21 protein-coding genes are annotated in these 23961 nt (G+C 72.3%); 17 read left to right on the top strand and 4 right to left on the bottom strand.

The features are described 5' to 3' along the window. Positions 1 to 65 precede the first annotated feature (65 nt). A complete protein-coding gene (locus tag ACFPFQ_RS43450) occupies positions 66 to 890 on the bottom strand; it encodes a LysR family transcriptional regulator (protein ID WP_379629133.1) in 825 nt (274 codons plus the stop codon). A 12-nt stretch (positions 891 to 902) separates the two neighbouring features. Between ACFPFQ_RS43450 and ACFPFQ_RS43445 the strand changes: the two genes are divergently transcribed. Beyond that, entirely contained in the window at positions 903 to 1604 is a 702-nt protein-coding gene (locus tag ACFPFQ_RS43445) for an SDR family NAD(P)-dependent oxidoreductase (RefSeq protein ID WP_379629127.1), read from the top strand. A gap of 28 nt (positions 1605 to 1632) precedes the next feature. Here ACFPFQ_RS43445 and ACFPFQ_RS43440 read toward each other — a convergent pair whose 3' ends face one another. Continuing rightward, positions 1633 to 2187 (bottom strand): YqgE/AlgH family protein, encoded by a 555-nt coding sequence (locus tag ACFPFQ_RS43440; RefSeq protein ID WP_379629126.1) that lies wholly within the window; start codon positions 2185 to 2187, stop codon positions 1633 to 1635. A gap of 242 nt (positions 2188 to 2429) precedes the next feature. On the opposite strand from ACFPFQ_RS43440, the gene ACFPFQ_RS43435 reads away from it, so the two are divergent. From ACFPFQ_RS43435 to ACFPFQ_RS43405, 7 genes are all read left to right on the top strand, one after another. Continuing rightward, on the top strand, positions 2430 to 3677 hold the full coding sequence (locus tag ACFPFQ_RS43435) for an MFS transporter (protein WP_379629132.1): 1248 nt from the start codon (positions 2430 to 2432) through the stop codon (positions 3675 to 3677). Between the two features lie 99 nt (positions 3678 to 3776). Then, entirely contained in the window at positions 3777 to 5000 is a 1224-nt protein-coding gene (locus ACFPFQ_RS43430; RefSeq protein ID WP_379629125.1) for an ROK family transcriptional regulator, read from the top strand. A 10-nt stretch (positions 5001 to 5010) separates the two neighbouring features. Beyond that, positions 5011 to 6330, top strand: coding sequence for an ABC transporter substrate-binding protein (locus ACFPFQ_RS43425; protein ID WP_379629124.1), 1320 nt, complete (start codon positions 5011 to 5013; stop codon positions 6328 to 6330). Next, positions 6330 to 7286 (top strand): carbohydrate ABC transporter permease, encoded by a 957-nt coding sequence (locus ACFPFQ_RS43420; protein WP_379629123.1) that lies wholly within the window; start codon positions 6330 to 6332, stop codon positions 7284 to 7286. Before ACFPFQ_RS43425 ends, ACFPFQ_RS43420 begins: the two co-directional genes overlap by 1 nt. After that, positions 7283 to 8188, top strand: a complete 906-nt coding sequence (locus tag ACFPFQ_RS43415) for a carbohydrate ABC transporter permease (protein ID WP_379629122.1) — start codon at positions 7283 to 7285, stop codon at positions 8186 to 8188. The genes ACFPFQ_RS43420 and ACFPFQ_RS43415 overlap by 4 nt, the downstream gene beginning before the upstream one ends. Continuing rightward, positions 8185 to 9441: a 6-phospho-beta-glucosidase gene (locus ACFPFQ_RS43410; RefSeq protein WP_379629121.1), complete on the top strand. Its 1257-nt coding sequence runs from the start codon at positions 8185 to 8187 to the stop codon at positions 9439 to 9441. Before ACFPFQ_RS43415 ends, ACFPFQ_RS43410 begins: the two co-directional genes overlap by 4 nt. Further along, positions 9438 to 10424, top strand: coding sequence for an N-acetylglucosamine kinase (locus ACFPFQ_RS43405; RefSeq protein WP_379629120.1), 987 nt, complete (start codon positions 9438 to 9440; stop codon positions 10422 to 10424). Before ACFPFQ_RS43410 ends, ACFPFQ_RS43405 begins: the two co-directional genes overlap by 4 nt. A 109-nt stretch (positions 10425 to 10533) precedes the next feature. Here the strand turns inward: ACFPFQ_RS43405 and ACFPFQ_RS43400 are convergent, their stop codons facing one another. Beyond that, positions 10534 to 11922 (bottom strand): CCA tRNA nucleotidyltransferase, encoded by a 1389-nt coding sequence (locus ACFPFQ_RS43400; protein ID WP_379629131.1) that lies wholly within the window; start codon positions 11920 to 11922, stop codon positions 10534 to 10536. Between the two features lie 222 nt (positions 11923 to 12144). Here ACFPFQ_RS43400 and ACFPFQ_RS43395 point away from each other — a divergent pair, with 222 nt between their 5' ends. The 9 genes from ACFPFQ_RS43395 (at position 12145) to ACFPFQ_RS43355 (ending at position 22974) form a co-directional block, all read left to right on the top strand. Further along, on the top strand, positions 12145 to 12639 hold the full coding sequence (locus tag ACFPFQ_RS43395) for an NUDIX hydrolase (protein WP_379629119.1): 495 nt from the start codon (positions 12145 to 12147) through the stop codon (positions 12637 to 12639). Further along, positions 12636 to 15473 (top strand): DUF6049 family protein, encoded by a 2838-nt coding sequence (locus ACFPFQ_RS43390; protein ID WP_379629118.1) that lies wholly within the window; start codon positions 12636 to 12638, stop codon positions 15471 to 15473. Before ACFPFQ_RS43395 ends, ACFPFQ_RS43390 begins: the two co-directional genes overlap by 4 nt. 50 nt (positions 15474 to 15523) lie before the next feature. Further along, on the top strand, positions 15524 to 17188 hold the full coding sequence (gene murJ / locus ACFPFQ_RS43385; protein WP_379629117.1) for a murein biosynthesis integral membrane protein MurJ: 1665 nt from the start codon (positions 15524 to 15526) through the stop codon (positions 17186 to 17188). A 60-nt stretch (positions 17189 to 17248) separates the two neighbouring features. Then, positions 17249 to 18925, top strand: coding sequence for a protein kinase family protein (locus ACFPFQ_RS43380; RefSeq protein WP_379629116.1), 1677 nt, complete (start codon positions 17249 to 17251; stop codon positions 18923 to 18925). Positions 18926 to 18988: 63 nt separating this feature from the next. Beyond that, positions 18989 to 19537, top strand: coding sequence for an RNA polymerase sigma factor SigM (gene sigM / locus ACFPFQ_RS43375; RefSeq protein WP_379629115.1), 549 nt, complete (start codon positions 18989 to 18991; stop codon positions 19535 to 19537). A gap of 5 nt (positions 19538 to 19542) precedes the next feature. Further along, entirely contained in the window at positions 19543 to 20184 is a 642-nt protein-coding gene (locus tag ACFPFQ_RS43370; RefSeq protein ID WP_379629114.1) for a hypothetical protein, read from the top strand. An 85-nt stretch (positions 20185 to 20269) separates the two neighbouring features. After that, positions 20270 to 21262, top strand: coding sequence for a thioredoxin-disulfide reductase (gene trxB, locus ACFPFQ_RS43365; RefSeq protein ID WP_379629113.1), 993 nt, complete (start codon positions 20270 to 20272; stop codon positions 21260 to 21262). A gap of 48 nt (positions 21263 to 21310) precedes the next feature. Next, positions 21311 to 21640: a thioredoxin gene (gene trxA / locus ACFPFQ_RS43360; RefSeq protein ID WP_379629112.1), complete on the top strand. Its 330-nt coding sequence runs from the start codon at positions 21311 to 21313 to the stop codon at positions 21638 to 21640. Between the two features lie 176 nt (positions 21641 to 21816). Then, complete coding sequence (locus ACFPFQ_RS43355; protein WP_379629111.1) at positions 21817 to 22974, top strand: N-acetylmuramoyl-L-alanine amidase; 1158 nt, start codon at positions 21817 to 21819, stop codon at positions 22972 to 22974. Positions 22975 to 23007: 33 nt separating this feature from the next. Here ACFPFQ_RS43355 and ACFPFQ_RS43350 read toward each other — a convergent pair whose 3' ends face one another. Beyond that, on the bottom strand, positions 23008 to 23685 hold the full coding sequence (locus ACFPFQ_RS43350) for a GNAT family N-acetyltransferase (RefSeq protein WP_379629110.1): 678 nt from the start codon (positions 23683 to 23685) through the stop codon (positions 23008 to 23010). Positions 23686 to 23961: the final 276 nt, after the last annotated feature.

The following is a 23961-nucleotide window of genomic DNA, read 5'->3' as shown; positions in this document are numbered from 1 at the left end:
GGCGCGCCGAGGCATCTGCCCAGGTCAGAGGCACAATCGGTAGCTACTTCTTCAGGTCGAAGTAGCTAGAGCCGGGATGCGGCCAGCACGAGGCCTGCGACGGCCGCGGAGCGGCTCTGCGGTGGCCACGCGATCACCGTGGTGACCGTCGGCGCGTCCAGCACGGGTACGACGGCGACGTCGTCGCGTAGCTGGCCGCGGCACGCGTCCGGCAGCAACGCTGCAGCGCGGCCGAGTGCGATCAGCTGCAACAGCTGCGTATGGTCTCGAACCTGCGGACCGGGGCCGTCGGGGTACGTGCCGTCGCGGTCGGGCCAGCGCGGCAACGGCAGGCCGGACAGCTCGATGATCTCGGCCATCCGGACATGGGGCCGGCGGCTGAGGGGATGCCCGGCCGGCAGGACCAGCACCTGTCCCTCCGTGCAGAGGTCCTCGGTGTCGAACCCGGCCGTCGCGTCGAACGGCCGATGCAGCAGGGCCACATCGGCCCGGCCATCGCGCAGCAGCCGTTCCTGCTCGCCGATCCCGCACAGGAGCACGTCGACGGTGCCAGCACCGGGTTCGGCGGCGTAGGCGTCGAGCAGCTTCGCCAGCAGCTCGATGGACGCCCCCGCCTTCGTGGCGAGCACCACCGCGGCGTCGCCCGTACCAGCGAGCGCGGCGCGCCGGGTACGACGCTCGGCCGCCTCCACGGCTGCCAGCGCCGCCCGGCTCTCCCGCAGTAGCACCGCGCCGGCCTCGGTCAGGGTGACGGCGCGGCTGGTGCGTTGCAGCAGGACCACCCCGAGGCGCCGTTCGAGCTGGCTGATCGCCCGCGACAGCGGGGGCTGTGCCATCCCGAGCCGTTGCGCGGCCCTTCCGAAGTGCAACTCCTCGGCAACGGCGAACAGAGGATCGCGCTGGTGACCGGCGCCAACAAGGGAATCGGGTACGAGGTCGCGGCCGGCCTGGGCAGCCTCGGCTGGCGGGTCGGTGTCGGCGCCCGGGACGAGCAGCGTCGCGAGGAAGCCGTGGCGAAGCTACGTGCCGCCGGCGGTGATGCGTTCGGCGTGCCGCTCGACGTGACCGACGACGCGAGCGTCGCGGCGGCGGCCGGGCTGATCGAGGAGCGCGCCGGCGGCCTCGACGTGCTCGTCAACAACGCCGCGATCACCGGTGGCGCGCCGCAGACACCGATCACGGTCGAACCCGCGACGGTGCGCGCCGCCGTGGAGACCAACGTGATCGGCGTCATCCGCACAACCAACGCGATGCTGCCGCTGCTGCGCCGCTCGGCGACGCCGCGGATCGTGAACATGTCCAGCAGCGTCGGCTCGCTCACCATGCAGACCACTCCCGGCGCCGAGACGGGACCGCTGTCGGCTGCCTACGCGACGTCGAAGACGTTCCTCAACGCCGTCACCGTCCAGTACGCCAAGGAACTGCACGACACGATCATCCTGATCAACGCGGCCTGCCCCGGCTTCACCGCGACCGATCTCAACGGCTTCCGGGGTGTCCGCACCCCAGAACAAGGTGCGGCGATCGCGATCCGGCTCGCGACCCTCCCCGCCGACGGCTCGACTGGCGGGTTCTTCGACGACGCCGGAATCGTGGCCTGGTGACCTGAGCGCGCTGGTGGTGACGCCGGGTCTAGTTCTGCCGCACGTCCACCGGGAAGGTGGCCAGCAGCGCCAGTGGCACACCCTGGCGGCGCAGCACGTGCCCCCACAGCCCCGTGTCGCGCTGGGTGAGCACGTCGTCGGGGAGTGCCGGCACGACGATCCAGTCGCCGCGCTCGATCTCCCCGACGAGCTGACCCTCGTCCCAGCCGGAGTAGCCCGCGAAGACCCGAAGGCCCCGCAGCCGGTCGGTGAGCGCCACCGGATCAGTGTCGAGGTCGACGAGCGCGACCGGGCCGCGGACGGGGACGAGGCCGGCAACCCTGGCGGGGTCCTGCCCGGTGCGCACGGCCGCGAGGCACAGTGCCGTCTCGCCCTCCACCGGGCCGCCGACGAACACGGCGTTCGGGTCACTGGCCAGCGCCGCCCACGCCGGCAGGACGTCGCGCACCGCGACCTCGCTCGGCCGGTTCAACACGACGCCGAGGCTGCCGCGTTCCCGGTGTTCGACGATGTAGACGACGGTGCGCTTGAAGTTGGGATCGAGAAGGCCCGGCGCGGCCACGAGCAAGCTCCCGGGCCCCACCGCGGAACCATCGCCGGATGCAGCACCGGAGCGGGCGTCCACCACGGCACCATCGTTGCATCCGCCGGCACGCGTAGCCTTCGCCCGTGCCGTTTTCGCGACCGGCGATCCCGGCCGACACCCCGACTCCCGACGACGATGATCGGGCCGCACCCGTGACCCCTTCCAGCGACTCGACGCCCGAGTCCACACCGGACCCGACCGACGAGGGGAAACACCCCGAACGGCTCGGACTCGCCCGGTTGTTGCGCACCCGCGGCTACCGCCGGCTGCTCGCCGTGCGCTTCGCCACACAGTGGAGCGACGGCATGTTCCAGGCCGCGCTCGGCGGTGCCGTGCTGTTCAACCCGGAGCGCCAGGCCGACCCGCTGGCCGTCGCGGTCGGGCTGGCGGTGCTGCTGCTGCCGTACTCGTTGATCGGACCGTTCGCGGGAGCGCTGCTGGACCGGTGGGACCGGCGGCGGGTCCTGCTGCTCGCGAACCTCGTGCGCGCCGCCCTGATCGTGGTCGTCGCGCTCGTCGTGTTCTTCGGCGTCGCCGGGCCACCGCTCTACATCGGCGCGCTCGCGGTGGCGGGGGTCAGCCGGTTCGTGCTGGCCGGGCTCTCGGCGTCGCTGCCGCACGTCGTCCCGCGGCGCAACATCGTCGAGGCCAACACGCTCGCGGTCACCGCGGGATCGGCCACCACGGCGATCGGCGCGGCCACGACGATCGGGTTGCGGCTGCTGTTCGGCAGCGGCGACGCCGGGTCGGCACTGACCACGCTCGTCGCGATCGTCGGATCGTTGCTGGCAGCGGGCCTCGCGTCCGGCTTCCGGCGCAAGCAGCTCGGCCCGGACCGTACCGACGAGGACCCGCGCGCGTTCATCGCCGTCGCCCGCGGTTTCGCCGACGGGGCCCGGGCCACGATCCGCACGCCGTCGGTGGCCGCGTCGTTCTTCGCGCTCGGTGCCCACCGACTCGTCTTCGGCATCTCGACGCTGCTGACGCTGCTGCTCTACCGGTACGCGTTCACCGATTCCGGGTTCATGAAGGCCGGGCTGGCCGGCATCGGCGAGGCCGTGGTCGTGGCCGCTGCCGGGTTGGGCTGCGCGGCGCTGCTCACCCCGTGGCTCGTGCGGCTGTGGGGCCGACCACGCACGGTGCGGGTGGCGCTCGCGGTCGCCGCCGTCACCCAGGTCGTGCTCGCCGTGCTGCTGAGCATGCCCGCGGTGCTGGTGTCGGCGTTCGTCATCGGACTCGCCGGCCAGGTGATCAAGCTCTGCACCGATGCCGCCGTGCAGAGCGAGGTGGGCGACGAGGTGCTGGGGCGCGTCTTCGCGCTCTACGACGTCGTCTTCAACGCCGGTTACGTGCTGGCGGTCACCGCGGCGGCACTGCTGAGCCCGCTCGACGGGATGGCGCCGTGGCTGTTCGGCGCCGCCGCGATCGTCTACGTCGCCGGCTTCCTCGCCCACGACCAGCAGCTGCGGCGCACCGCCCGCGCCTGAACCGCGGGTGACGCACCTCACCTCTTGACGGGGTCGAGGCCGCGCTCTAGCGTTCCCGCCAATTGTTAGTCAGTCTTCCTAACTATTGGAGGCGCGGCGATGGCCGGCTCGTCCAGCCTGCTCCGAGCGATCAACGTGCGGGCCGCGCTCGCACACCTGCTCGAACGCGGCCGGCTCACCCGAGGTGAGTTGCGCGACCTCACCGGGCTGTCGAAGCCGACGGCGTCGGAGGTGATCCGGCAGCTGCAGGACGCCGGCCTCGCGATCGTCGCCGGGCACACCAGCGGCGGCCCCGGGCCCAACGCCGAGATCTACGCCCCCGAGCCGAACGCCTCGTTCCACGCCGCCTTCTCCGTGCGCGACGTCGGCGGCCGCGACGAGCCCAACCTGCTGGCCGCGATCGCCGACCTGACCGGAACGGTGCGCGCGCGGCTGGCCACCAGCATCGACTTCCGCACCACCACCGCCGTCGAGGCCCTGTCCACCACGCTCGCCACGCTCATCGCCGACGCCGGGGTCCCCGCCGACCGCCTCGACCACGTCCAGCTCGGCGTTCCCGGTTCCTACGATCCGCTCACCGACGTCATCCGCTACGTCGACGTCCCCGGATGGTCGGCGCCGGGGCTGATCACCCGGATCCGGACCGAGCTGGATGTGCCCGTCGACGTCGAGAACGACGTGAACCTCGCGGCCATCGCCGAGCGGGCCCACGGGATCGCCGCCGACACCAGCGCGTTCGCGCTGCTCTGGTTGGGCAGCGAGGGCCTGGGCCTGGCCACCGACCTCGACGGGACGCTGCTGCGCGGCGCGCGTGGGGGAGCGGGCGAGATCGGGTACATGCCGGTCGGGCTGCCGGATCCCGCCAGCACCGGCAGGCGGCGGGACTTCACCGATCTCGTCGGCGGTGACGCCGTGCTGCGGCTCGCCGCCGACCACGGGCTCGTCGCCGCCAGCTCGCCCGCCGCGATGCGCATCGCCGCCGACGGTGGCCACGAACCGTTCCTCGACGAGCTCGCCGAGCGGATCGCGTTCGGGCTCGCCGCCGTCGTCGCCGTGCTCGACCCGCCGCTGCTGGTGCTGGCGGGCGAGGTCGGACAGGCCGGCGGGGAAGCGCTCAGCACCGCCGTCGCCCGCGCCGCGAGCACGGCCAGCCCGCTGCACTGCGAGATCGCACCCAGCGGCGTCTCCGACGACGCCGTGCTGCTCGGGGCCCTGCGTTCGGGGCTCACCACCACCCGCGAGCGGCTGCTCGACACCGCGAGCGGGGCGACCGGCCCGATGCACGACCCGACGCAGGCGGCCCGCCTGCTCCGATCCACGTGAGGAGCCCTGTATGAACCGACGCGCTCGTCTCGTCACCACCGCCATCGCGGCCGTCGCCGCCGTGGCGCTGGCAGGCTGCACCGCCACCGGTGCCACCTCGACAGCGCCCGCCGCGCCCGGTGCCAAGGCCTCCGGCGCGGTGGAGCTCTGGAACTTCTACACCGACCGGGAGGCACAGGTCTTCGAATCCGTCGTCAAGGACTTCCAGGCCAGCCACCCCGACATCCAGGTGACGGTCAAGGGCGGGCAGGACGACGAGCAGATGGGCCGGGCCGTCTCCGCGGGTGAGGGGCCCGACATCGGGCTGTCCTACGACACGCTGGTGGTGGGCAACTCCTGCCGCACCGGCGCGTTCCGCGACCTCACGCCCTACATCCAGCGCGACAACATCGACCTCAACAAGATCCCGGCCACCGTGCGCGCCTACACGGAGTACGACGGCAAGCGCTGCACGATGCCGGCTCTGACCGACACCTACGGCCTCTACTACAACAAGGCGATGCTCGGCTCCCGCACACCGCCCAAGACGTGGAGTGAGCTCACCCAGCTGGCCAAGGACCTCACGAAGCGCTCGCCGAGCGGCGAGATCGAGGTGGCCGGTTTCGTCCCGCTGATGGGCTTCTACGAGAACCAGCCGTCGCGGTTCGGCCCCGGCGTCGAGGCGAAGTGGCTCAACCCCGACGGCACCTCGGCGATCGGCTCCGACCCGGGCTGGAAGCAGTTCCTGACCTGGCAGAAGGAGTTCGTCGACTGGTACGGCTACGACAACCTGCAGAAGTTCGTGGCCGGACTCGGCCAGGAGTTCAGCGCCGACAACGCCTTCCAGACCGGCAAGGTCGCGATGAACATCGACGGGGAGTTCCGCGTCGCGTTCCTCAAGGACCAGGCACCGAACCTGCAGTTCGGCACCGCACCGCTGCCGACGCCCGACGACAAGGCCGCGAACTACGGCGCGGGCTTCATCACCGGCAACATCATCGGTATCACGCGCAGCTCCAAGAACCCCGAGGCGGCGTGGGAGCTGGTGAAGTACCTGACCACCGACACCGGCGCGCTGGTCAAGCTGTCCAACGGACTGCGCAACGTGCCCACCACCACCGACGCGCTGTCCTCGCCGCAGCTGCAGATCGACCCGGCGTTCCAGACGTTCATCGACATCCTCAAGAACCCGAAGAGCAGCTCGACCCCGCCCACGGGCAACGGCAACGCCTACATCCAGTCCTTCACCGACTGGGCGCAGGAGTGGCAGAGCGGCAAGGTCACCGACCTCGGCGCGAGCCTCAAGCAGCTCGACACGCAGATCGACGCGGCGCAGAAGGTCACCGGCTGATGCTGAAGCAGGTCGCGGCGACGCGGCACCTGCCCCGGCTGCGCCGCTTCGGGGTGCTCGCGAGCTTCATGACGCCGGCGTGGCTGGGGCTGCTGATCTTCTTCGTCTACCCGCTGGTGGCAACGCTGTACTTCGCGTTCAACCAGTTCGACATGTTCACCGCGCCGAGGTGGTTCGGGCTGGGCAACTTCGCCTACATGCTCGTGGACGCCAACGTCCAGAAGGCCGCGGTCAACACCCTGTGGCTGGTGGTCGTCATGGTGCCGGTGAAGATCCTCGCGGCGCTGGCCGTGGCGCTGCTGCTGGCACGGCTGCGGCGCTCGGCGTCGATCTGGCGGACGGTGTTCTACCTGCCGGCGCTCGTGCCGCCGGTGGCCGCCACCGTCGCGTTCGTCTTCCTGTTCAACCCGGGCACCGGTGCCGTCAACACGGCGCTGGGCTGGATCGGGATCCAGGGTCCGCTCTGGTTCAACGACCCGAACCTCGCCAAGCCCTCGCTCGTGCTGCTCGCGGTGTGGGGGCTCGGCGACTGGATGATCATCCTGCTCGCCGCCGTCCTCGACGTCCCGCAGGAGCGCTACGAGGCCGCCGAGCTCGACGGCGCAGGCGCCTGGGCGCGGCTGCGGCACGTGACGCTGCCCGGGATCTCACCGGTGCTGCTGTTCTCGGCGCTGGTCGGGGTCATCCAGACGTTGCAGTTCTTCACCCAGGCCGCGGTGGCGGGCGCCGTCGCGTCGGGGAGGGCGACGGTCGGGCAGGGCCGCGGCGCCGAGTTCGGCTACCCGGACCACTCGACGCTGACGTTCCCGATGTGGCTCTACGAGACCGGGTTCGGCCAGTACGCGCTGGGCTACGCGAGCGCGCTCGCGCTGGTGCTGTTCCTGTTCTCGCTGCTGTTCACGGTGCTGCTGCTGCGCCGCTTCAAGAGCTATGTCGCCGACGGGAGCGTGCAGTGACCACCAGCGCAACGACCACCACGGCGCCACCGGTGGCGCCGGTGCGCACCAAGGCGGTCGCACCGGGCGGGACGCATCGCAAGGACCGCGTGCTCGTCGCGATCGGGCGGCACTCGCTGCTGATCGCACTCGGGATCATGGTGCTGGCCCCGCTCGTGTTCGTCGGGCTGACGGCGTTCATGACCAACGAGCAGGCGCTCACCAGCAACCTGTGGCCCACGTCGTGGCACCCGGAGAACTTCGTGGAGGTGTTCCGGAAGGCGCCGCTGCTGCGCTACATCGGCAACACGGTGCTCTACGCGGGCCTCGGGACGCTGTTCATGCTGCTGTCGAGCGTGCCGGCGGCCTACGCGCTGGCCCGCATGAGGTGGAAGGGCCGCAACACCACGTTCCTGATGGTGCTGTGCGTGATGATGCTGCCCCCGCAGGTCACGATCGTGCCGATCTACCTGCTCTGGTCCAACGTGGGTCTCACCGGCACCCTGTGGCCGCTGGTGCTGCCGATGCTGTTCGGCGACGCGTTCTCGATCTTCCTGTTGCGCCAGTTCCTCGTGACGATCCCGGTGGAGTACACCGACGCGGCGCGCGTCGACGGGTGCAGCGAGTGGCAGGTGCTGCGGCGGGTGATCCTGCCGATGGCGCGACCCGCGGTGGCCGCGGCGGCGATGTTCCAGTTCTTCTACTGCTGGAACGACTACTACGGCCCGCTGATCTACACCAACCACATCCAGGGGAACTGGACGCTGTCGCTGGGTCTCGCGACGTTCCGCAACCTCTACCAGGTGCAGTGGAACCTCGTGATGGCCGCGACGTTGGTGGTTCTGGTGCCGGTGCTGGTCGTGTTCTTCCTGGCCCAGAAGGCCTTCGTACAGGGCGTCACGATGACAGGGGTGAAGGGTTGAAGATCGCGGTCGTCGGCGGCGGTTCGACGTACACGCCGGAGCTCGTGGACGGGTTCGCCCGGCTCGCGACGCAGCTGGGGGTCGACGAGCTGGCGCTGGTGGACCCCGACGCCGGGCGGCTGGGCCTGATCGGCCCGCTCGCGGAGCGGATCTTCGCGCGGCACGGCAGCCCGGTGAAGGTGAGCTGGACCGCCGAGCTCGACGAGGGCGCCGCCGACGCGTCGATGGTGCTGATCCAGCTGCGCGTCGGCGGGCAGGCCGCCCGGATCTCCGACGAGACGATCCCGCTGGCCTGCGGCTGCATCGGCCAGGAGACGACCGGGGCAGGCGGGCTCGCGAAGGCGCTGCGCACCGTCTCGGTGGTGCGGGCGATCGCGCGACGGGCCGCGGCCGTCGCCGCGCCGGGAGCGTGGATCGTCGACTTCACCAACCCGGTCGGCATCGTCACCAGGGCACTGCTCGATGACGGCCACCGCGCCGTCGGGCTGTGCAACGTGGCGATCCACCTGGCGCGCCGGTTCGCCGCGATGCTCGATGTCGCACCGGACCGGGTCGTGCTCGACCACGTCGGGCTCAACCACCTGACCTGGGAGCGGGCGGTGCTGGTCGACGGCGTCGACCGGCTGCCCGAGCTGCTGGCCGGCAGGCTCGCCGAGATCGCGGCCGAGGTGGAGCTGCCGCCAGCCGTGCTCGCGCTCACCGGCACCGTGCCGTCGTACTACCTGCGCTACTTCTACGCCCACGACGAGGTGCTCGCCGAGCAGCGGGCCGGTGACATCCGGGGCCGCACGGTCGCCGGGATCGAGGCGGAGCTGCTGCGGCTCTACGCCGACCCGGCGCTGGACACCAAGCCGGACCTGCTGACCCAGCGCGGCGGGGCCTTCTACGCCGAAGCCGCGGTGGGGCTGATCGCCTCGCTGCGCGGCGCGACCGGGCCGCACTCCGCCAACGTCCGCAACGGCACCACGCTGCTCTTCCTGCCACCGGAGGCGGTCATCGAGACCACCTGCACGGTCGGCGTCGACGGGGCCGTCCCGCTGCTCTCGGCGCCGCTCGCGCCCGAGCAGCGCGGGCTCGTCGCACACGTCGCCGCCTACGAGGAGCTCGCACTCGAGGCCGCGATCCACGGCGGGCGCGACCGCGTGGAGCGGGCGCTGCTGGCCCATCCCCTCATCGGCCAGTACGACCGGGCGCAGCGGCTGGCCGACGAGCTGCTGGCCGCCAACGCCGAGCACCTGCCGTGGGCCCGATGACGCAGCAGTTCCTCGCCGTCGACGGGGGCAACTCCAAGACCGACGTGGTGCTCGCCGACACCGCGGGCACCGTGCTGGGCTACGCGCGCGGTCCCGGCAGCTCCCCCCACGTACTCGGGCTGGCGGGCTCCATCGAGCTGCTCGACGACCTGGTCGCCAAGGCGCTCGGCGGCACGCGAGCGCCCGTGGACCGGGTCGAGGTCTACCTCGCGGGCGCCGATCTGGCCGTCGAGGTGGCGGCGCTGACCACCGCCGTCGGGGCCCGTGGCTGGGCCCGGGAGCACCGGGTCGACAACGACACCTTCGCGCTGCTGCGGGCCGGGGTGGACGCGGCGGACGCGGCCGTCGGCGCCGTGGCGGTGGTGTGCGGCGCCGGGATCAACGGGGTCGGCCGCACCGGTGACGGCCGCACCGCCCGGTTCCCGGCGCTCGGAGAGATCTCCGGTGACTGGGGCGGCGGCGAGCACATCGCCGAGCTCGCCCTCTGGCACGCCGCCCGCGGCGAGGACGGGCGCGGCGACCCCACGGCGCTGCAGCCGGCCGTCGCGGAGCACTTCGGTCGCGAAACGGTGGCGGCGGTGAGCATCGGGCTGCACCTCGGTGAGATCCCGCGCGACCGCGTCGACGAGCTGTGTCCGCTGCTGCTCGACGTCGCCGCGACCGGTGATCCGGTGGCCACCGCGGTGGTCGACCGCCTCGCCGACGAGATCGTCGCGTTCGCGCGCGTCGCGATCACCCGGCTCGACCTGGCCGGCACGGCCGTGCCGGTGGTGCTGGGCGGGGGAGTGCTGCGCGCGGGCTGGACGCTGCTGGCCCCGCGCGTCGAGGCGGGGATCCGGGCGGTGGCGCCGCGGGCACGGCCCCGGCTCGTCGAGGACGCGCCGGTGGTGGGGGCGGCGCTGGCGGTGCTGGACTCGCTGGGGGCACCGGAGGCGGCGCACCTGGCCCTGCGAGCGGCGGTGCGGGAGGTGGTGGGGGGCTGACGCCGGCTCGCTCGCCACCGCGCCAACCCCGTGGCCACCGCGCCAACGTCTCGACATCGGCGCCGAGGCCAACTGGTCGGCGCCGTCCGCTGCCGCGCGGCGATGCGGGTCAGCCGACCCCGTTGGCCCCGGCCCAGGCGCGCAGCTCCGCCTCCGCCTCCGCCGCCGTGAGCGGGCCCTTCTCCATCCGCACCGCCAGCAGGTGCTTGTACGCCTTGCCCACCAGCGGCCCGGGCGGGATGTCGAGCATCTTCATGATCGCGTTGCCGTCGAGGTCGGGCCGGATGGAGTCCAGCTCCTCCTGCTCGCGCAGCTTCACGATGCGGTCCTCGAGCCCGTCGTAGGTGCGCTGCAGCGCGGTGGCACGACGCCGGTTGCGCGTGGTGCAGTCCGACCGGACGAGCTTGTGCAGGCGCTCCAGCAGCGGGCCGGCGTCGGTGACGTAGCGGCGCACGGCCGAGTCCGTCCACTCGCCGTTGCCGTAGCCGTGGAAGCGCAGGTGCAGGAAGACCAGCTGTGCGATCTCGTCGACGACGGCCTTCGGGTAGCGCAGCTCGCGCAGCCGCCTGCGCACCATCTTGGCGCCGACGACCTCGTGGTGGTGGAAGCTCACGCGGCCGTCGGGCTCCTTGCGCCGGGTGTCGGGCTTGCCGATGTCGTGCAGCAGCGCGGAGAGGCGCAGCACCAGGTCGGGGCCGTCGGTCTCGCGCGCGATCGCCTGCTCCATCACGACCAGCGAGTGCTCGTAGACGTCCTTGTGCTGCATGTGCTCATCGATGGCCAGCCGCATGGCAGGCACCTCGGGCAGCACGTACTCGGCCAGCCCGGTGTCCACCAGCAGCTCGATGCCGCGGCGCGGGAAGCCCCCGAGCATCAGCTTGGACAGCTCCACCTGCACCCGCTCGCGCGTGATGCGCTCCAGCTGGCCCGCCATCGCGGTCATCGCCTCGACGACGCGCGGTGCCGGGGTGAACCCGAGCTGCGCGACGAACCGGGCCGCCCGCAACATCCGCAGCGGGTCGTCGGAGAAGGACACCTGCGGCGTGCCCGGGGTGTCGAGCGTGCCGGTGGCCAGCGCGGCGAGCCCGCCGTGCGGATCGACGAAGCGGTGCTCGGGTGTGGTCAGCTCCACGGCCATCGCGTTGACGGTGAAGTCGCGGCGCACCAGGTCGGCCTCGATGGTGTCGCCGAACGCGACGACGGGGTTGCGGGTGACCCCGTCGTAGGCGTCGGCGCGGAACGTGGTGACCTCGACGGTCTCCCCACGGCGGCGCGCACCGACGGTGCCGAACGCCATCCCGGTGCCCCACACCGTGTCCGCCCAGCCCTCCAGCAGCGCCAGCACGGCGTCGGGACGGGCGTCGGTGGTGAAGTCGAGGTCGCTGATCCCGCGGCCCAGCAATGCGTCGCGGACGCTGCCGCCCACGAGGAAGAGCCGGTGGCCCGCCGCAGCGAACCGGGCGGCCAGGTCGAGCGCGACCGCCGGGACCTTCACCATCTCCACCACCGCAATCTCCTGAGCGCGGACGAGGTCGGCCGGGATGGCCCCGGAACGGCCGGTGGAGCCTGACGCCAATGCTGTAACGGACACGACGGGCCAGTCTAGGGCGTGCCTGCGCGATCGTCTGAAGGGGTTTGCGTGAGTGCCGTGCGCGCCCTCCCCACGCCGAGCGCGGTGCGGTCCCGGCGGTACACCCGCCGTCCTCGTTACCATCGCCACATGTCCACCTCCCGCGGCCGCTCGGGCGGGCGCCGCGCGGGGCGTCCGTCAGACCGCCGGCGCCGGCTGCGAACCGTCGACGAGACGTCAGCGGGCGGGCTCGTCGTCGACCACGCATCCGGCACCGCCGCCGTGATCGGGCGGCTCGACCGGCGCGGACGGTTGCTGTGGTCGCTGCCCAAGGGCCACATCGAGGCCGGTGAGACCGCGGAACAGGCGGCGGTGCGCGAGGTCGAGGAAGAGACGGGCATCATCGGCCGCGTGGTCGCACCACTGGGCACCATCGACTTCTGGTTCGTCGCCGAGGACCGGCGCGTGCACAAGACCGTGCACCACTTCCTGCTGCAGGCGCTCGGCGGCGAGCTGTCCGATTCCGACGTCGAGGTCTCCGAGGTGGCATGGGTGCCGCTCGGCGAGCTCGAGTCGCGCCTCGCCTACGCCGACGAACGCCGGCTGATCAGGCGGGCCACGGAGCTACTGGAGGAAACGGCGTGAAGCCGGTCGCGGCCGTGGTCGCGATTCTGGTGCTCCTGCTGGCGAGCCTGCTGGCCGGCCCGTTCGTCGCCACCGCGGCAGCAGCACCGGCGCCCGTCGACGACCGCGGGCCGCTGCGACTCGACCTCACCGACATGTCGCCGCGCGTCGTCACCGCCGACGGGCCCGATCACCTCACCGTCACGGGCACGCTCAAGAACACCGGCACCATCCCGTTCGACGACCTCGTGGTGCGCGTGCAACGCGGTGATCCGCTGCAGACCGAGGGCGAGCTGCGCGACGCACTCGACGGCAACAGCCCCACCGATGCGGTCGCGCCCAACTTCGTGCCGCTGACCGACGAGCTCGCACCGGGCGCGAGCATCCCCGTGAGCCTCACCGTGCCACTGCGCGGGGATCGCAAGCTCGGCCTCGCGCTCACCGACGTCGGGGTCCACGAGATCCTCGTCAACATCAACGGGACCCCGCGAGACGGCGCCGAGGCGCGGCTGGCGGCGATCCGGCTGCTCCTGCCGGTCCTGTCCCTGCCGCCGGACCCGTCGTCGGACCGGCCGGACACCCCCGCGTCCACGCCTGCGGTGCCGTTCTCGATGCTCTATCCGATCGCCGACGTCCCCAAGCGGCTGCCGACGCTGCCCGGCGAGCCCGTCCTGCTCGCCGACGACACCCTCGCCGCCTCCTTCGCGCCCGCAGGACGGCTGGGCGGCCTGGTCACCGCTCTGGCCGAGCAGGCCGCTCCCGGGTCCCGGGTGCGGGCCGCCACCTGCGTCGCCGTCGATCCGGACCTGGTCGAGACGGCGTTGGCGATGAAGGGCACCCCGACCGCGCCCGGCTACCAGTTCCTGGGCCCGGACGGGGTGGCCGTGCCCGGTACGGGTGCCGCGGCGGCGAGCGCGTGGCTCGACCGGCTCGGTGCCGTCGCCCGCGGCGGGTGCCTGCTCGCGCTGCCCTACGCCGACGCCGACCTCGTGGCCCTGACCAGGGGCGGTCTCGGCACCACGGCAGCGGCCGCCATCGACGACGGCCGGAAGGTGCTGGCCTCGGCCCTCGGTGCGGCGGTGCTGCCGACCACCACCTGGCCCGTGGACGGCGTCGCCGACGAGCCGACGCTCGACATGATCGCCGGAGCCGGTAGCTCCGCGGTGGTCCTGTCGGCCGACGGCCTCGAGCAGAACCGCACGCGGCGCAGCAGCGGGGTCGTGCCGATCGCCGGCACCACATCCCCCCTGACGGCGGTGCTGACCGATCCCTTGCTCACGCTCGCGGCCGCGGGCCCCGATCCGACCGTGCCGGTCCGCAGCGCCGGGGTGGGGGCGGCAGCGCTGCCGAGCACGCCCGCGGGCTCGGGCACCCCGCTGGCCACGCAGGACACCATCGGCGCGCTGACCTTCCGCGCGCAGGACGCTGCGCCGGAGTCGGGCGCCGTCGTGCTGGCCCCGCCCCATGACTGGGCCGCCGAGGGCACCGGCGCCGCCGCGATGCTGAAGGCCGTCGGCCAGCTGATCGACGCCGGCAGGCTCGCGCCGCGATCGCTCGGAGATGCGGTGGCCCAGGGCGCGCCGAGCGGCACCGCTGCCCGCCCGCCCGTCTACCCGACGAGCTCCGGTGGCCAGGAGATCCGGCAGCCGGTGATCGCGTCGATCCGCACCGGCGGCGAGGACCTCACCGATCTGCGGTCCGCGGTCGTGGACGGATCCGGCGTCGGCATCCCCGTCGACGACGTCTTCGTCCCGCTGCGCCGCGGCCTCGTGCGCCCGGCCTCCGCCGCGCTGCGCGGGCTCCCGGAAGCCGCCCAGGCCGCGGCCGACCGGGCGGCCAACCGGATCCGTGACATCCGCGGCACCGTCCGGGTGCTCGAACCCCCCACCCCGTACTCACTCGGCACCTCCGACGCTCCACTGCCGCTGACCATCGTCAACGGGCTACCGGTCACGGTCCGGGTGATCATCGAACTGTCCAGCACCTCGGGCCTGAAGATGGCCGCCGTACCGGTCGTGGAGGTGCCCCCGGCCGGTCGCCGCCAGGTCTCGGCCAACGCTCAGGTCACCCGTTCGGGGCAGTTCACGGTCTACGCGTCCGTGCGCTCACCGAACGGTGGGCTGCTCGGTCCGTCGAGCCAGTTGTCGGTGCGCTCCACCGCCTACGGCACCATCACGGTATGGCTGACAGCGAGCGCGGGCGTTCTCCTCGTCCTGCTCGCGGGCCGGCGGGTGCTGCGCCGGATCCGTGGGGAACCGGGCCGGCACTCGGGAACGAGCCGGACGACATCGCCGAACCCGACGCCGATCGACCCCAACGCGCGGATCAACCCGGAACCGGCGGCAGGCCCGGCGGCCCCGGGCAGCCGCCCGCCCCAGCCCCCGGACAGCCCCGGCCACCGCACGGGCGACCCGTTCCCGCCCCCCACCCCGCAGCAGGGGCTCCCAACGCAGCAGGGCCCCGGCCCGCACCAGGGCCCACGTCAGGGCAGCGCCCGCCCTGGCCTGCGGCCACTGGCCACCGGCCCGACCAGCCCCGGTTCGGGCAACGGCCACCCGGCCCCGAACGGGGCGGTCCGCCACCGTGGTTCCGGGCTCCCGGCGGCCCCGCAGGTCCCCAGCAGGGGTGGCCCCATCCCGGCGGGCCCCCGCCCGGCGCGCGACCAGGCGGCCCCCCGCCCGCAGGTCCCCATCCTCCCGATCCCCGCCTCGCCGATCCCCGGTACGGCGCCGACCGCCGACCGCGTCCCAGCGGTGGAGGACCTGGCCGCGACCGACCGGTTCCCGGCCAAGCAACCGGGCGGTTCCCACCCGGAGCCGCCCCCGGTGGACCCCCGCACGCCCACGCACCCCTGAGGGAGCGGGTCGCACGCCCGGCATGGGACGCGCCCACCGAGCTCATCCCGATGATCCCGGCTGCCCCCGAGGGTCAGCCCTCGATGGTGTCGGAGCCGTCCATCGGCCGCACCAGCAGCCTGATGGCCGTGGCCAGCCTGGTCAGCCGGATCACGGGGTTCGTCCGATCGGTGCTGCTGTTCACGGTGCTGGGTGCGGGTGTCGTCAACGACTCCTACACCGTGTCCAACACGCTGCCGGTGATCGTCTACGAGCTGCTGCTCGGTGGCGTGCTGAGCAGCGTGATGGTGCCGCTGCTCGTGCGCGCCCAAGGTGAGGACGACGACGGCGGCGAGGCCTACACCCGTCGCCTGATGACGATCGGTGGCGTTTCACTGCTCGCCGCCACCGGTGTCGCGATCGTGGCTGCACCCCTGTTGACCAGGCTCTACCTGGGTGGCAGCACCATCGCCAACGCCGATCTGGCCACGGCGTTCGCCTACCTGCTGTTGCCGCAGATCTTCTTCTACGGCGTCGGCGCGCTGGTCGGTGCGGTGCTCAACAGCCGCAACGCCTTCGGCGCGTTCGCCTGGGCCCCGGTGGCGAACAACGTGGTCGTGCTGGCCGTGCTCGTCGTCTACTTCGCGATGCCGGGAGAGATCTCGCTCGATCCGGTGCGGATGGGTGACCCCAAGCTGCTCGTGCTGGGGCTGGGCACCACGCTGGGCATCATCGTGCAGGCGATCGTGCTGGTGCCGGCCATGCGGACGGTCGGATTCCGGTACCGCCCGCTGTGGGGCTGGGACCCGCGCCTGACGAAGGCGGGTGGTCTCGCGCTCTGGGCGCTGGCGTACGTGATCGTCGGCCTGCCCGGCTACATGATCACGACCCAGGTCGCGGCTGCCGCCACCAAGGGCTCGATCGCGATCTACAACGCCGCGTGGCTCGTGCTGCAGGTGCCCTACGGCGTGCTGGGCGTGTCGTTGCTGACGGCGCTGATGCCCCGGATGAGCCGGGCGGCGGCGGAGGGCCGGTTGGACGACGTCGTCTCCGACCTGTCGCTGGGCAGCAGGCTCTCGGCGATCTTCCTGGTGCCCATCTCGGTGCTGATCACGGTGTTCGGCACCGCCACCGGCATCGCACTGTTCGGGCTGCGCGGCTCGAACCTCGACAGCGCGGTGCTGCTCGGCGCCACCGTGGCGTTCTCGGCGTTCGGGTTGCTGCCCTACGCCATCACGCTGCTGCAGCTGCGCGTCTACTACGCCCTCACCGACAGCCGCACCCCGACGTGGATCCAGCTGTTCTCCCTGATCATCCGGATCCCGATGCTGCTGCTGTGCCCGGTTCTGCTGCGGCCGGAGGACGTCGTGCTCGGGCTCGCCGCCGCCAACGGGCTGTCGTTCATCGCGGGCGCGGCGCTCGGCCAGTTCCTGCTGCACCGCAGGCTCGGCCACGTCCGCACCGGCGAGGTCCTCTCCACGGTCGGCCGCACGCTGCTGGCGTCGCTCATCGGCATGTTCGTGGTGCGGGCGCTCGTCCAGCTGCTCAGCGGCCCGCTGGGGCAGCTCCCGCCGCTCGCGTCGGCCTGGATCCAGCTGATCGCCGCGGTCGTCATCGGCGGTCCGATCATCGTGGTGGTGATGCGACTGCTGCGCGTGCAGGAACTGACCCCCCTGATCGGGCGACTCGAACGACTCGTCGACCGTGGGAAAGCTCGGCGCGGGGGTCCTGGCTGACGTAGGCTCGCCTCCGGAGCGGGGGCCCGAGGTGGCGAGTGTTCGGGGGAGGTCGAGGCGGTGAGTGAGCTGGTGAGCCCACCGTCAGGTGCTGCGGCGCCCGACCATGCCGTCACCGATGATCCGGCAACCGATCACCCGGCACCCGGATCCACCGGGTCCGTCGTTCCCGAGCAGGTGCGCCCCGACGACGTCGCCACGGTCCGCGTGCCGCCCCCGGTCGGCACCCTGCTCGCCGGGCGCTACCAGCTGCGCACCAGGATCGGGTCCGACAGCGCCGCCGGTGCCGAGTTCTGGCGCGCGGAGGACACCGTCCTGCGTCGCGACGTCGCGATCACGGTGCTGCGCAGGCTCTCACCCGAGGACGGCGCGCTCGGCGGCGCCGAAGATCCCACCGGCGACGCGCGGGCGAGCGAGATGGTCGTGCGCGCACTGCGGTCCGGCAGCTTCGACCACGGCGGCTGCGCCCGCCTGCTCGACGTGCTGGGTGCCGGCGCACCCGGCATGCCCACCGGGGTGCTCGGGGCCGCCGTCACCGAATGGGTGCCCGGCCGCAGCCTCGCCGAGATCGTCGCCGAGGGGCTCCTCAAGCCGCTCGCGGTCGCCCGCGCGATCGCCCCGCTCGCGGCCGCGGCGGAGGAGGCCCACCGGCACGGCCTCGTGCTCGGCTGCGACCACCCGCATCGGGTCCGGATCACCTCCGAGGGCAGCGCACAGCTGTGCTTCGCGCTGCCGCGGCCCGACGTCACCCCCGCCGACGACGTGCGCGGGCTCGGCGCGGTCCTCTACACGATGCTCACGGCTCAGTGGCCGCTCTCGAGCGCCGATGCCGCCCGAGCAGGCCTCGCGGGCACCGACGGCGCGCTGCTGCCTCCCTCGGAGGTCCGGCCGGGAGTACCCGTCGAGCTCGACACGCTCGCCATGGGCGCGCTCGGCCCGCCCGAACAGGCCGGCCACGTCCACACGGCCGCCGCCGTGCACCGCCTGCTGTCCGAGGTCGTGACGCAGGGCGAGGAGGCCACGCTCTTCCCTCCTGTCCACGACGGCGTCCCGGCCGGGCCGGGTGACATCTGGCAGGAGCGCAAGCGTGGCCGGGCCGCGCCCGACAAGTTCCGCAGGCGCAAGCTGGTCACCGGCATCGCCGTGCTGTCCGTGCTGGTGCTGTTCGTGCTGGGGTTCATCGGTGTCCAGGTGGCGTCGCTGTTCTCCGACGGCGGCACCCCGGTCATCGTCGTGAGCAACCAGCCCGTCGGGCCTGCCGGTCAGGCGCCCGCGGACGGGCCGGGAGCCGCCGGTCGCGCCGCCACGGTCGCCACCGCCGAGGTGTACAACCCCACCGGTGACAGCGACAACCCGGGCCGCATCTCCCGTGTGATCGACGGCGACAACCGCACCAGCTGGCGTACGCAGGAGTACTGGCAGCAGTTCCCCGCGCTCAAGCCGGGCGTCGGCATCATGCTGTCGTTCGCGTCCGCGGTGCAGCTGTCCCAGCTCACCATCAACTCGCCCAGCGCGGGCTCCGTCATCGAGGTGCGGTCGGCCCCCACGGCCGACGCGGCGCTCACCGACACCCAGCCCATCACCACCACCACGCTGCAGAACGGCGTCACCACCGTCTCGCTGGCCGAGAGCCAGCCGGTGAGCCACGTGCTGCTGTGGATCACCAAGCTCGGCAGCAGCGACGGGAAGAACCTCACGGAGATCAACGAGGTGCGGTTCGAGCGCGCCGGCAGCTGACCGGCCCACACGAGTTCTCCCGAACGCCCACGGGCAGGCCCGCACCCGTCCTACCCTGGCCCCGTGCTCCCGGCGGCCCCCACCGACGAGGAGCTGCTGGCCGCCCATCGCGCGGGCGATCCGGAGGCGTTCGGCCTGATCGCCTGCCGCCACGCCGAGGGGATGTGGGGCGTGGCGGTGCGCACGCTGCACCACCACGAGGACGCCGCCGATGCCGTGCAGGAGGCGCTCATCTCGGCCATGCGCCGGGCGAGCACCTACCGGGGTGAGGCGCCCGTGCGCACCTGGCTGTACCGGATCGTGGTCAACGCGTGCATCGACCGGATCAGGGTCGAACGGCGCCGGCCCACCGTCCCGCTGTTCGACACGGACACCCCGGCGGGGCGCTCCGACCCCGCCACGGAGCTGGCCACCAGGATGGCCGTCGGTGACGCGCTCACCGCCCTCCCGGAGGAGCAGCGGATGGCGGTCGTGCTCGTCGACGTGCAAGGCTGGTCGGTCGCGGAGGCAGCCGAGATCATGGCCGTACCGATCGGCACCGTGAAGAGCCGCTGCGCACGGGGGCGGCTGCGGCTCGCGGCGCTGCTCGGACACCTGCGGGAGGAGCAGTGACACCGATGTCGTCCGACCCGCTGGACCTCGTCCGGCTCGCCGAGCTCGACGCCGGCCTGCCCGACGACAGCACCGCGGCCGAGCAGCACGCGGCGGCGATCGCCGATCCTCGTGCGGCCGCCGTCCTGGAAGCGCTGGCCGCCACCCGATCCGAGCTCGCCGCGCATGCCGCCGGACCGGTGCCGCCCGCGGTCGCGGCGCGATGGGCCGCCGCGGTGGCCGCAGAGCGCCCGAAGCCGCCGGTCGCGACACCCGCTGCCGGCGACCGGCGCCTGCGTCCGCGTCCGGCCCTGCTCGCGGCCGCGGTGCTGGTGGTCGCCGCCGTGGCGGTGGCGGTGCTGCAGGGCGGGTCGGCGCCGGCCGGGCCGACGATCGCGCGCACCGAACTCGTCGCCGCGGCCCGGTCGGCCGTCGGCGTCGGTGATGCGGGGGAGCTGGCCGACCCCACCCGCCGGGCGGCCTGCCTGCGATCTGTCGATGCCGACGGGCCGTTCGAGGCACCGCTGCTCGGTGGCCGCACCGTGGTGCTCGACGGGCGGGCCGGGGTGCTGCTCGTGCTCGGCACCGGACGCCGCACCGACCTGCGGATCGTCGTGGTCGACCGGGGCTGCCGCACGCTGCTGGCGCAGGAGCTCGTGCAGCGGTGACGTCAACCGCCTACCGGTGCGGATCGGAATGCTCGCTGCTGGGATCGTGTTATAGCCCGCGTAAGCAACGAGAGGACGGGATCGAGTGACCACCGACGAGGTGCGTGAGCTGATCATCATCGGATCGGGTCCCGCGGGATACACGGCGGCCGTCTACGCAGCACGTGCGCAGCTGCGGCCGCTGGTGTTCGAGGGAACCCAGTTCGGTGGTGCGTTGATGACCACCACCGAGGTCGAGAACTACCCGGGCTTCGTCGACGGGATCATGGGTCCCGACCTGATGGAGCAGATGCGTGGCCAGGCCACGCGGTTCGGTGCGGAGCTGCGCGCTGAGGACGTCGAGGAGGTCTCGCTCACCGGTGAGATCAAGACGGTCGTCGCCAACGGCGTCACCTACCGCGCCCGCGCCGTCATCCTCGCGATGGGTGCCGCAGCGCGCTACCTGAACGTCCCCGGAGAGCAGAAGCTGCTCGGCCGCGGCGTCAGCGCCTGTGCCACCTGTGACGGCTTCTTCTTCCGTGACCAGGACATCGCCGTGATCGGCGGCGGTGACTCGGCGATGGAGGAGGCCACCTTCCTCACCCGCTTCGCGCGCTCGGTCACCATCGTGCACCGTCGCGAGGAGTTCCGGTCCTCCCGCATCATGCTCGAGCGCGCCCGCAACGACCCCAAGATGCGGTGGGCGCTCAACGCCGAGGTCGTCGAGGTGCTGGGCGACGGCAAGGTGTCCGGGCTGCGGCTGCGCGACACGGTCACCGGCGAGGAGCGCACGCTGGATGTCACCGGCATGTTCGTCGCGATCGGCCACGACCCCCGCAGCGGGCTCGTGAGCGATGCCGTCACCACCGATGCCGCCGGCTACGTCCAGGTCGAGGCGCCGAGCACCTACACCGGTATCGCCGGTGTGTTCGCCTGTGGCGACCTCGTCGACCACACCTACCGCCAGGCCATCACGGCAGCGGGTTCGGGATGTTCCGCGGCCATCGACGCGGAGCGCTGGCTGGCCGACACGCCGGTGTCGAGCGAGTTCGTCGGTGGCGGGTACGCGCCCGAGCCGGTCGCCGTCGCCACGAGCTGAACAGCTTTCACTCACGCAGGTCGCTCTATCGGAGAAAACGGAGTTCACATGGGTAACAACACGGTCGACGTGACGGACGACTCGTTCGACGCCGACGTCCTCAAGAGCGACAAGATCGTCATCGTCGACTTCTGGGCCACCTGGTGCGGCCCGTGTCGGATGGTCGCCCCCGTTCTCGACGAGATCGCGGGTGAGCACAAGGAGTCGGTGACGGTGGCGAAGCTCGACATCGACGCCAACCCGGAGACGGCTCGGGACTACCAGGTCCTGTCCATCCCCACGATGATCGTCTTCAAGGACGGCAAGCCGGTCAAGCAGATCGTCGGCGCCAAGCCGAAGGCCGCGCTGCTCCAGGACCTGGCCGACTACATCAGCTGATCCAACGGTTCACCAAAGGATGCCCCGCCCGGTTCCACCGGCGCGGGGCATCCTCGTTTCGGCGGCACTATCACGTCCCGAACACGCCCGGACACGGCCCGCTGTCCCCCACTCGGGGAGTGGCAGGGCACAATGTGGCGAGCAGGGGGCCGTGACGACTGACGAGCGAGGGGTGCATGCAGCTGCTGCGCCGAGGTGACAGCGGTCCCGCTGTCGTCGAGATCCGGGCCATGCTGCGACAGTTCGGCCTGCTGGCCGATGCCGCGGCACCGCCGATCGACGACCATTTCGACGCCGCCGTCGAACACGCCGTCCGCTCCTTCCAGCAACAGCGCGGGCTCATCACGGATGGTCTCGTCGGCGCGTCCACCTACCGCGCGCTGCGCGACGCGGGCTGGACGCTGGGCGACCGCATGCTGGCCCTGCTGATCTCGGCACCCATGAGCGGTGACGACGTCGTCGTCCTGCAGGAGCGGCTGCTGGAGCTCGGCTACAACCCCGGCCGCCCGGGTGGTGTCTTCGACGAGCAGACCGAGCGCGCGCTGCGCCGGTTCCAGCGGGAGTACGGGCTCGTGCCCGACGGCCTCTGCGGGCCCGCCACGCTCCGCTCGCTGCGCCAGCTGGGACGCAAGGTCACCGGCGGTCGCCCCCACCTCATGCGCGAGCAGGAGTTGCTGCGCCAGGCCGGCCCGCGGCTGCGCGGCAAGCGGATCGTCGTCGATCCCGGACACGGCGGGCTCGACCGCGGTGTGGTCGCCGCCGGCGTCGCCGAGGCCGATCTGATGTGGGATCTCGCACGCCGGCTCGTCGGCCGCATGACGGCCACCGGCATGGACGCGATGCTCTCGCGCCAGGAGCACACCTGCCCGGCCGAGGCCGAGCGCGCCGCGTTCGCCAACACCGCGGGTGCCGACCTCGTGTTGTCGCTGCACACCGACGCCAACCACAGCATGCATGCCAACGGCATCGCCACGTTCCACTTCGGCAACGGCTCGGGCGCCACGTCCACCGTGGGGGAGGCGCTCGCCGGCCTGATCCAGCGCGAGCTGCTCACCCGCACCGCGATGCTCGACTGCGGCAGCCAGGGCCGTACCTGGGAGCTGCTGCGCCTGACCCGGATGCCCACTGTCCGCGTCGAGGCCGGCTACCTCACCAACATCGGCGACCGCACGCGGCTGCTCGACCCGAACTTCCGCGATGTGCTGGCCGAGGGCATTCTCGTGGCCGTCAAGCGCCTCTACCTGCTCGGGCAGGACGATCAGCCGACCGGAACGTTCACTTTCTCGGATGTACTGGCCCGTGAGCTCGAAAGAGGCGGCGCGCAAGCAATGTGACGCGGGCGCGGAGATCGACTCTCAGCGCCGCTCTCAGGACGCCCTGAGTGCGGCGTAGGAGGCGGAGCCGGCCCGGCTCGGTACCTCCCCAACGGGGGCGGCCGTCTGCAGCGGAATCGTGATCGTGCCGAGCAACTGCTCCAGCGCGGCCTCCACGTCTTCCTTCCACGTCATCGCCGAGCGCAGCTCCATCCGCAGCCGCGGCCACCGCGGGTGCGGGCGGATCGTCTTGAACCCGACACCGCGCAGGAAGTCGGCCGGCACGAGGCAACCGGGCTCGGTGCCGGGGCGCTGCTCGCCGAAGACCTCGATGGCCTTGACCCCGCGGCGCGTGAGGTCCTTCACCACGGCCTGGGCGAGCATGCGACCGAGGCCCTCACCGGAGAACTCCGGCATAACCTGCATCGTGGTGAGCAGCACGGCGTCGGCGCTGACCGGACCGGTCGGCATCTCCGCCGCGCGCGGCACCGCGGACGGCGGCGCGTACATGACGTATCCGGCGGGGACACCGTCCATGTGGACCACGCGCCCGCAGGAGCCCCACTCCAGCAGCACCTCGGAGACCCAGGCCTCCTTCTCCAGCTCGGTGGAGCCGAAGTCGGCCGCCTGCTTGCCGAGCTGCTCGGAGAGCTCCCAGAAAACGCACCGCCTGCAACGTTTGGGAAGATCGTCCAAGTTGTCCAGGGTGAGCGCCGCCACGTGCCAGGACAAGTGCAACCTCCGGCGGCCGAGCAGGTTTTGAGGATGCCGCCGCGACGCGCCGACACCCGACGATAGATCGATCCAGCTCCGAATGACACCCGTCCTGCTGCGACCGGCGTCTCATCTACGACGAACAGCAGGTCATTCGCCCATCCCGGTTACACTCGGTCGGTTCCATTCACTCGATGAAGCAGGAGATCTGCCGTGCACGAGCCGGTCCAGCCACTGTTCCCGTCCCGCGCCGTCACCCCGGCTACGGCGGCAGCAGCGGCGGCGGCGGCTCCG

It is taken from the genome of Pseudonocardia sp. GCM10023141 (assembly GCF_042653605.1).
Note: the sequence above shows the minus strand (reverse complement) of the source record. Positions and strands in the feature narration are given on the sequence as shown.

Excerpts from the sequence above, each read along its gene's own strand:
- ACFPFQ_RS43430 (WP_379629125.1), top strand. The coding sequence starts at position 3,777 with ATGGCCGGCTCGTCCAGCCTGCTCCGAGCGATCAACGTGCGGGCCGCG.
- ACFPFQ_RS43425 (WP_379629124.1), top strand. The coding sequence starts at position 5,011 with ATGAACCGACGCGCTCGTCTCGTCACCACCGCCATCGCGGCCGTCGCC.
- ACFPFQ_RS43420 (WP_379629123.1), top strand. The coding sequence starts at position 6,330 with ATGCTGAAGCAGGTCGCGGCGACGCGGCACCTGCCCCGGCTGCGCCGC.
- ACFPFQ_RS43405 (WP_379629120.1), top strand. The coding sequence starts at position 9,438 with ATGACGCAGCAGTTCCTCGCCGTCGACGGGGGCAACTCCAAGACCGAC.
- ACFPFQ_RS43400 (WP_379629131.1), bottom strand. The coding sequence starts at position 11,922 with ATGGTGAAGGTCCCGGCGGTCGCGCTCGACCTGGCCGCCCGGTTCGCT.
- ACFPFQ_RS43395 (WP_379629119.1), top strand. The coding sequence starts at position 12,145 with ATGTCCACCTCCCGCGGCCGCTCGGGCGGGCGCCGCGCGGGGCGTCCG.
- murJ (WP_379629117.1), top strand. The coding sequence starts at position 15,524 with ATGATCCCGGCTGCCCCCGAGGGTCAGCCCTCGATGGTGTCGGAGCCG.
- ACFPFQ_RS43370 (WP_379629114.1), top strand. The coding sequence starts at position 19,543 with ATGTCGTCCGACCCGCTGGACCTCGTCCGGCTCGCCGAGCTCGACGCC.
- trxA (WP_379629112.1), top strand. The coding sequence starts at position 21,311 with ATGGGTAACAACACGGTCGACGTGACGGACGACTCGTTCGACGCCGAC.
- ACFPFQ_RS43355 (WP_379629111.1), top strand. The coding sequence starts at position 21,817 with ATGCAGCTGCTGCGCCGAGGTGACAGCGGTCCCGCTGTCGTCGAGATC.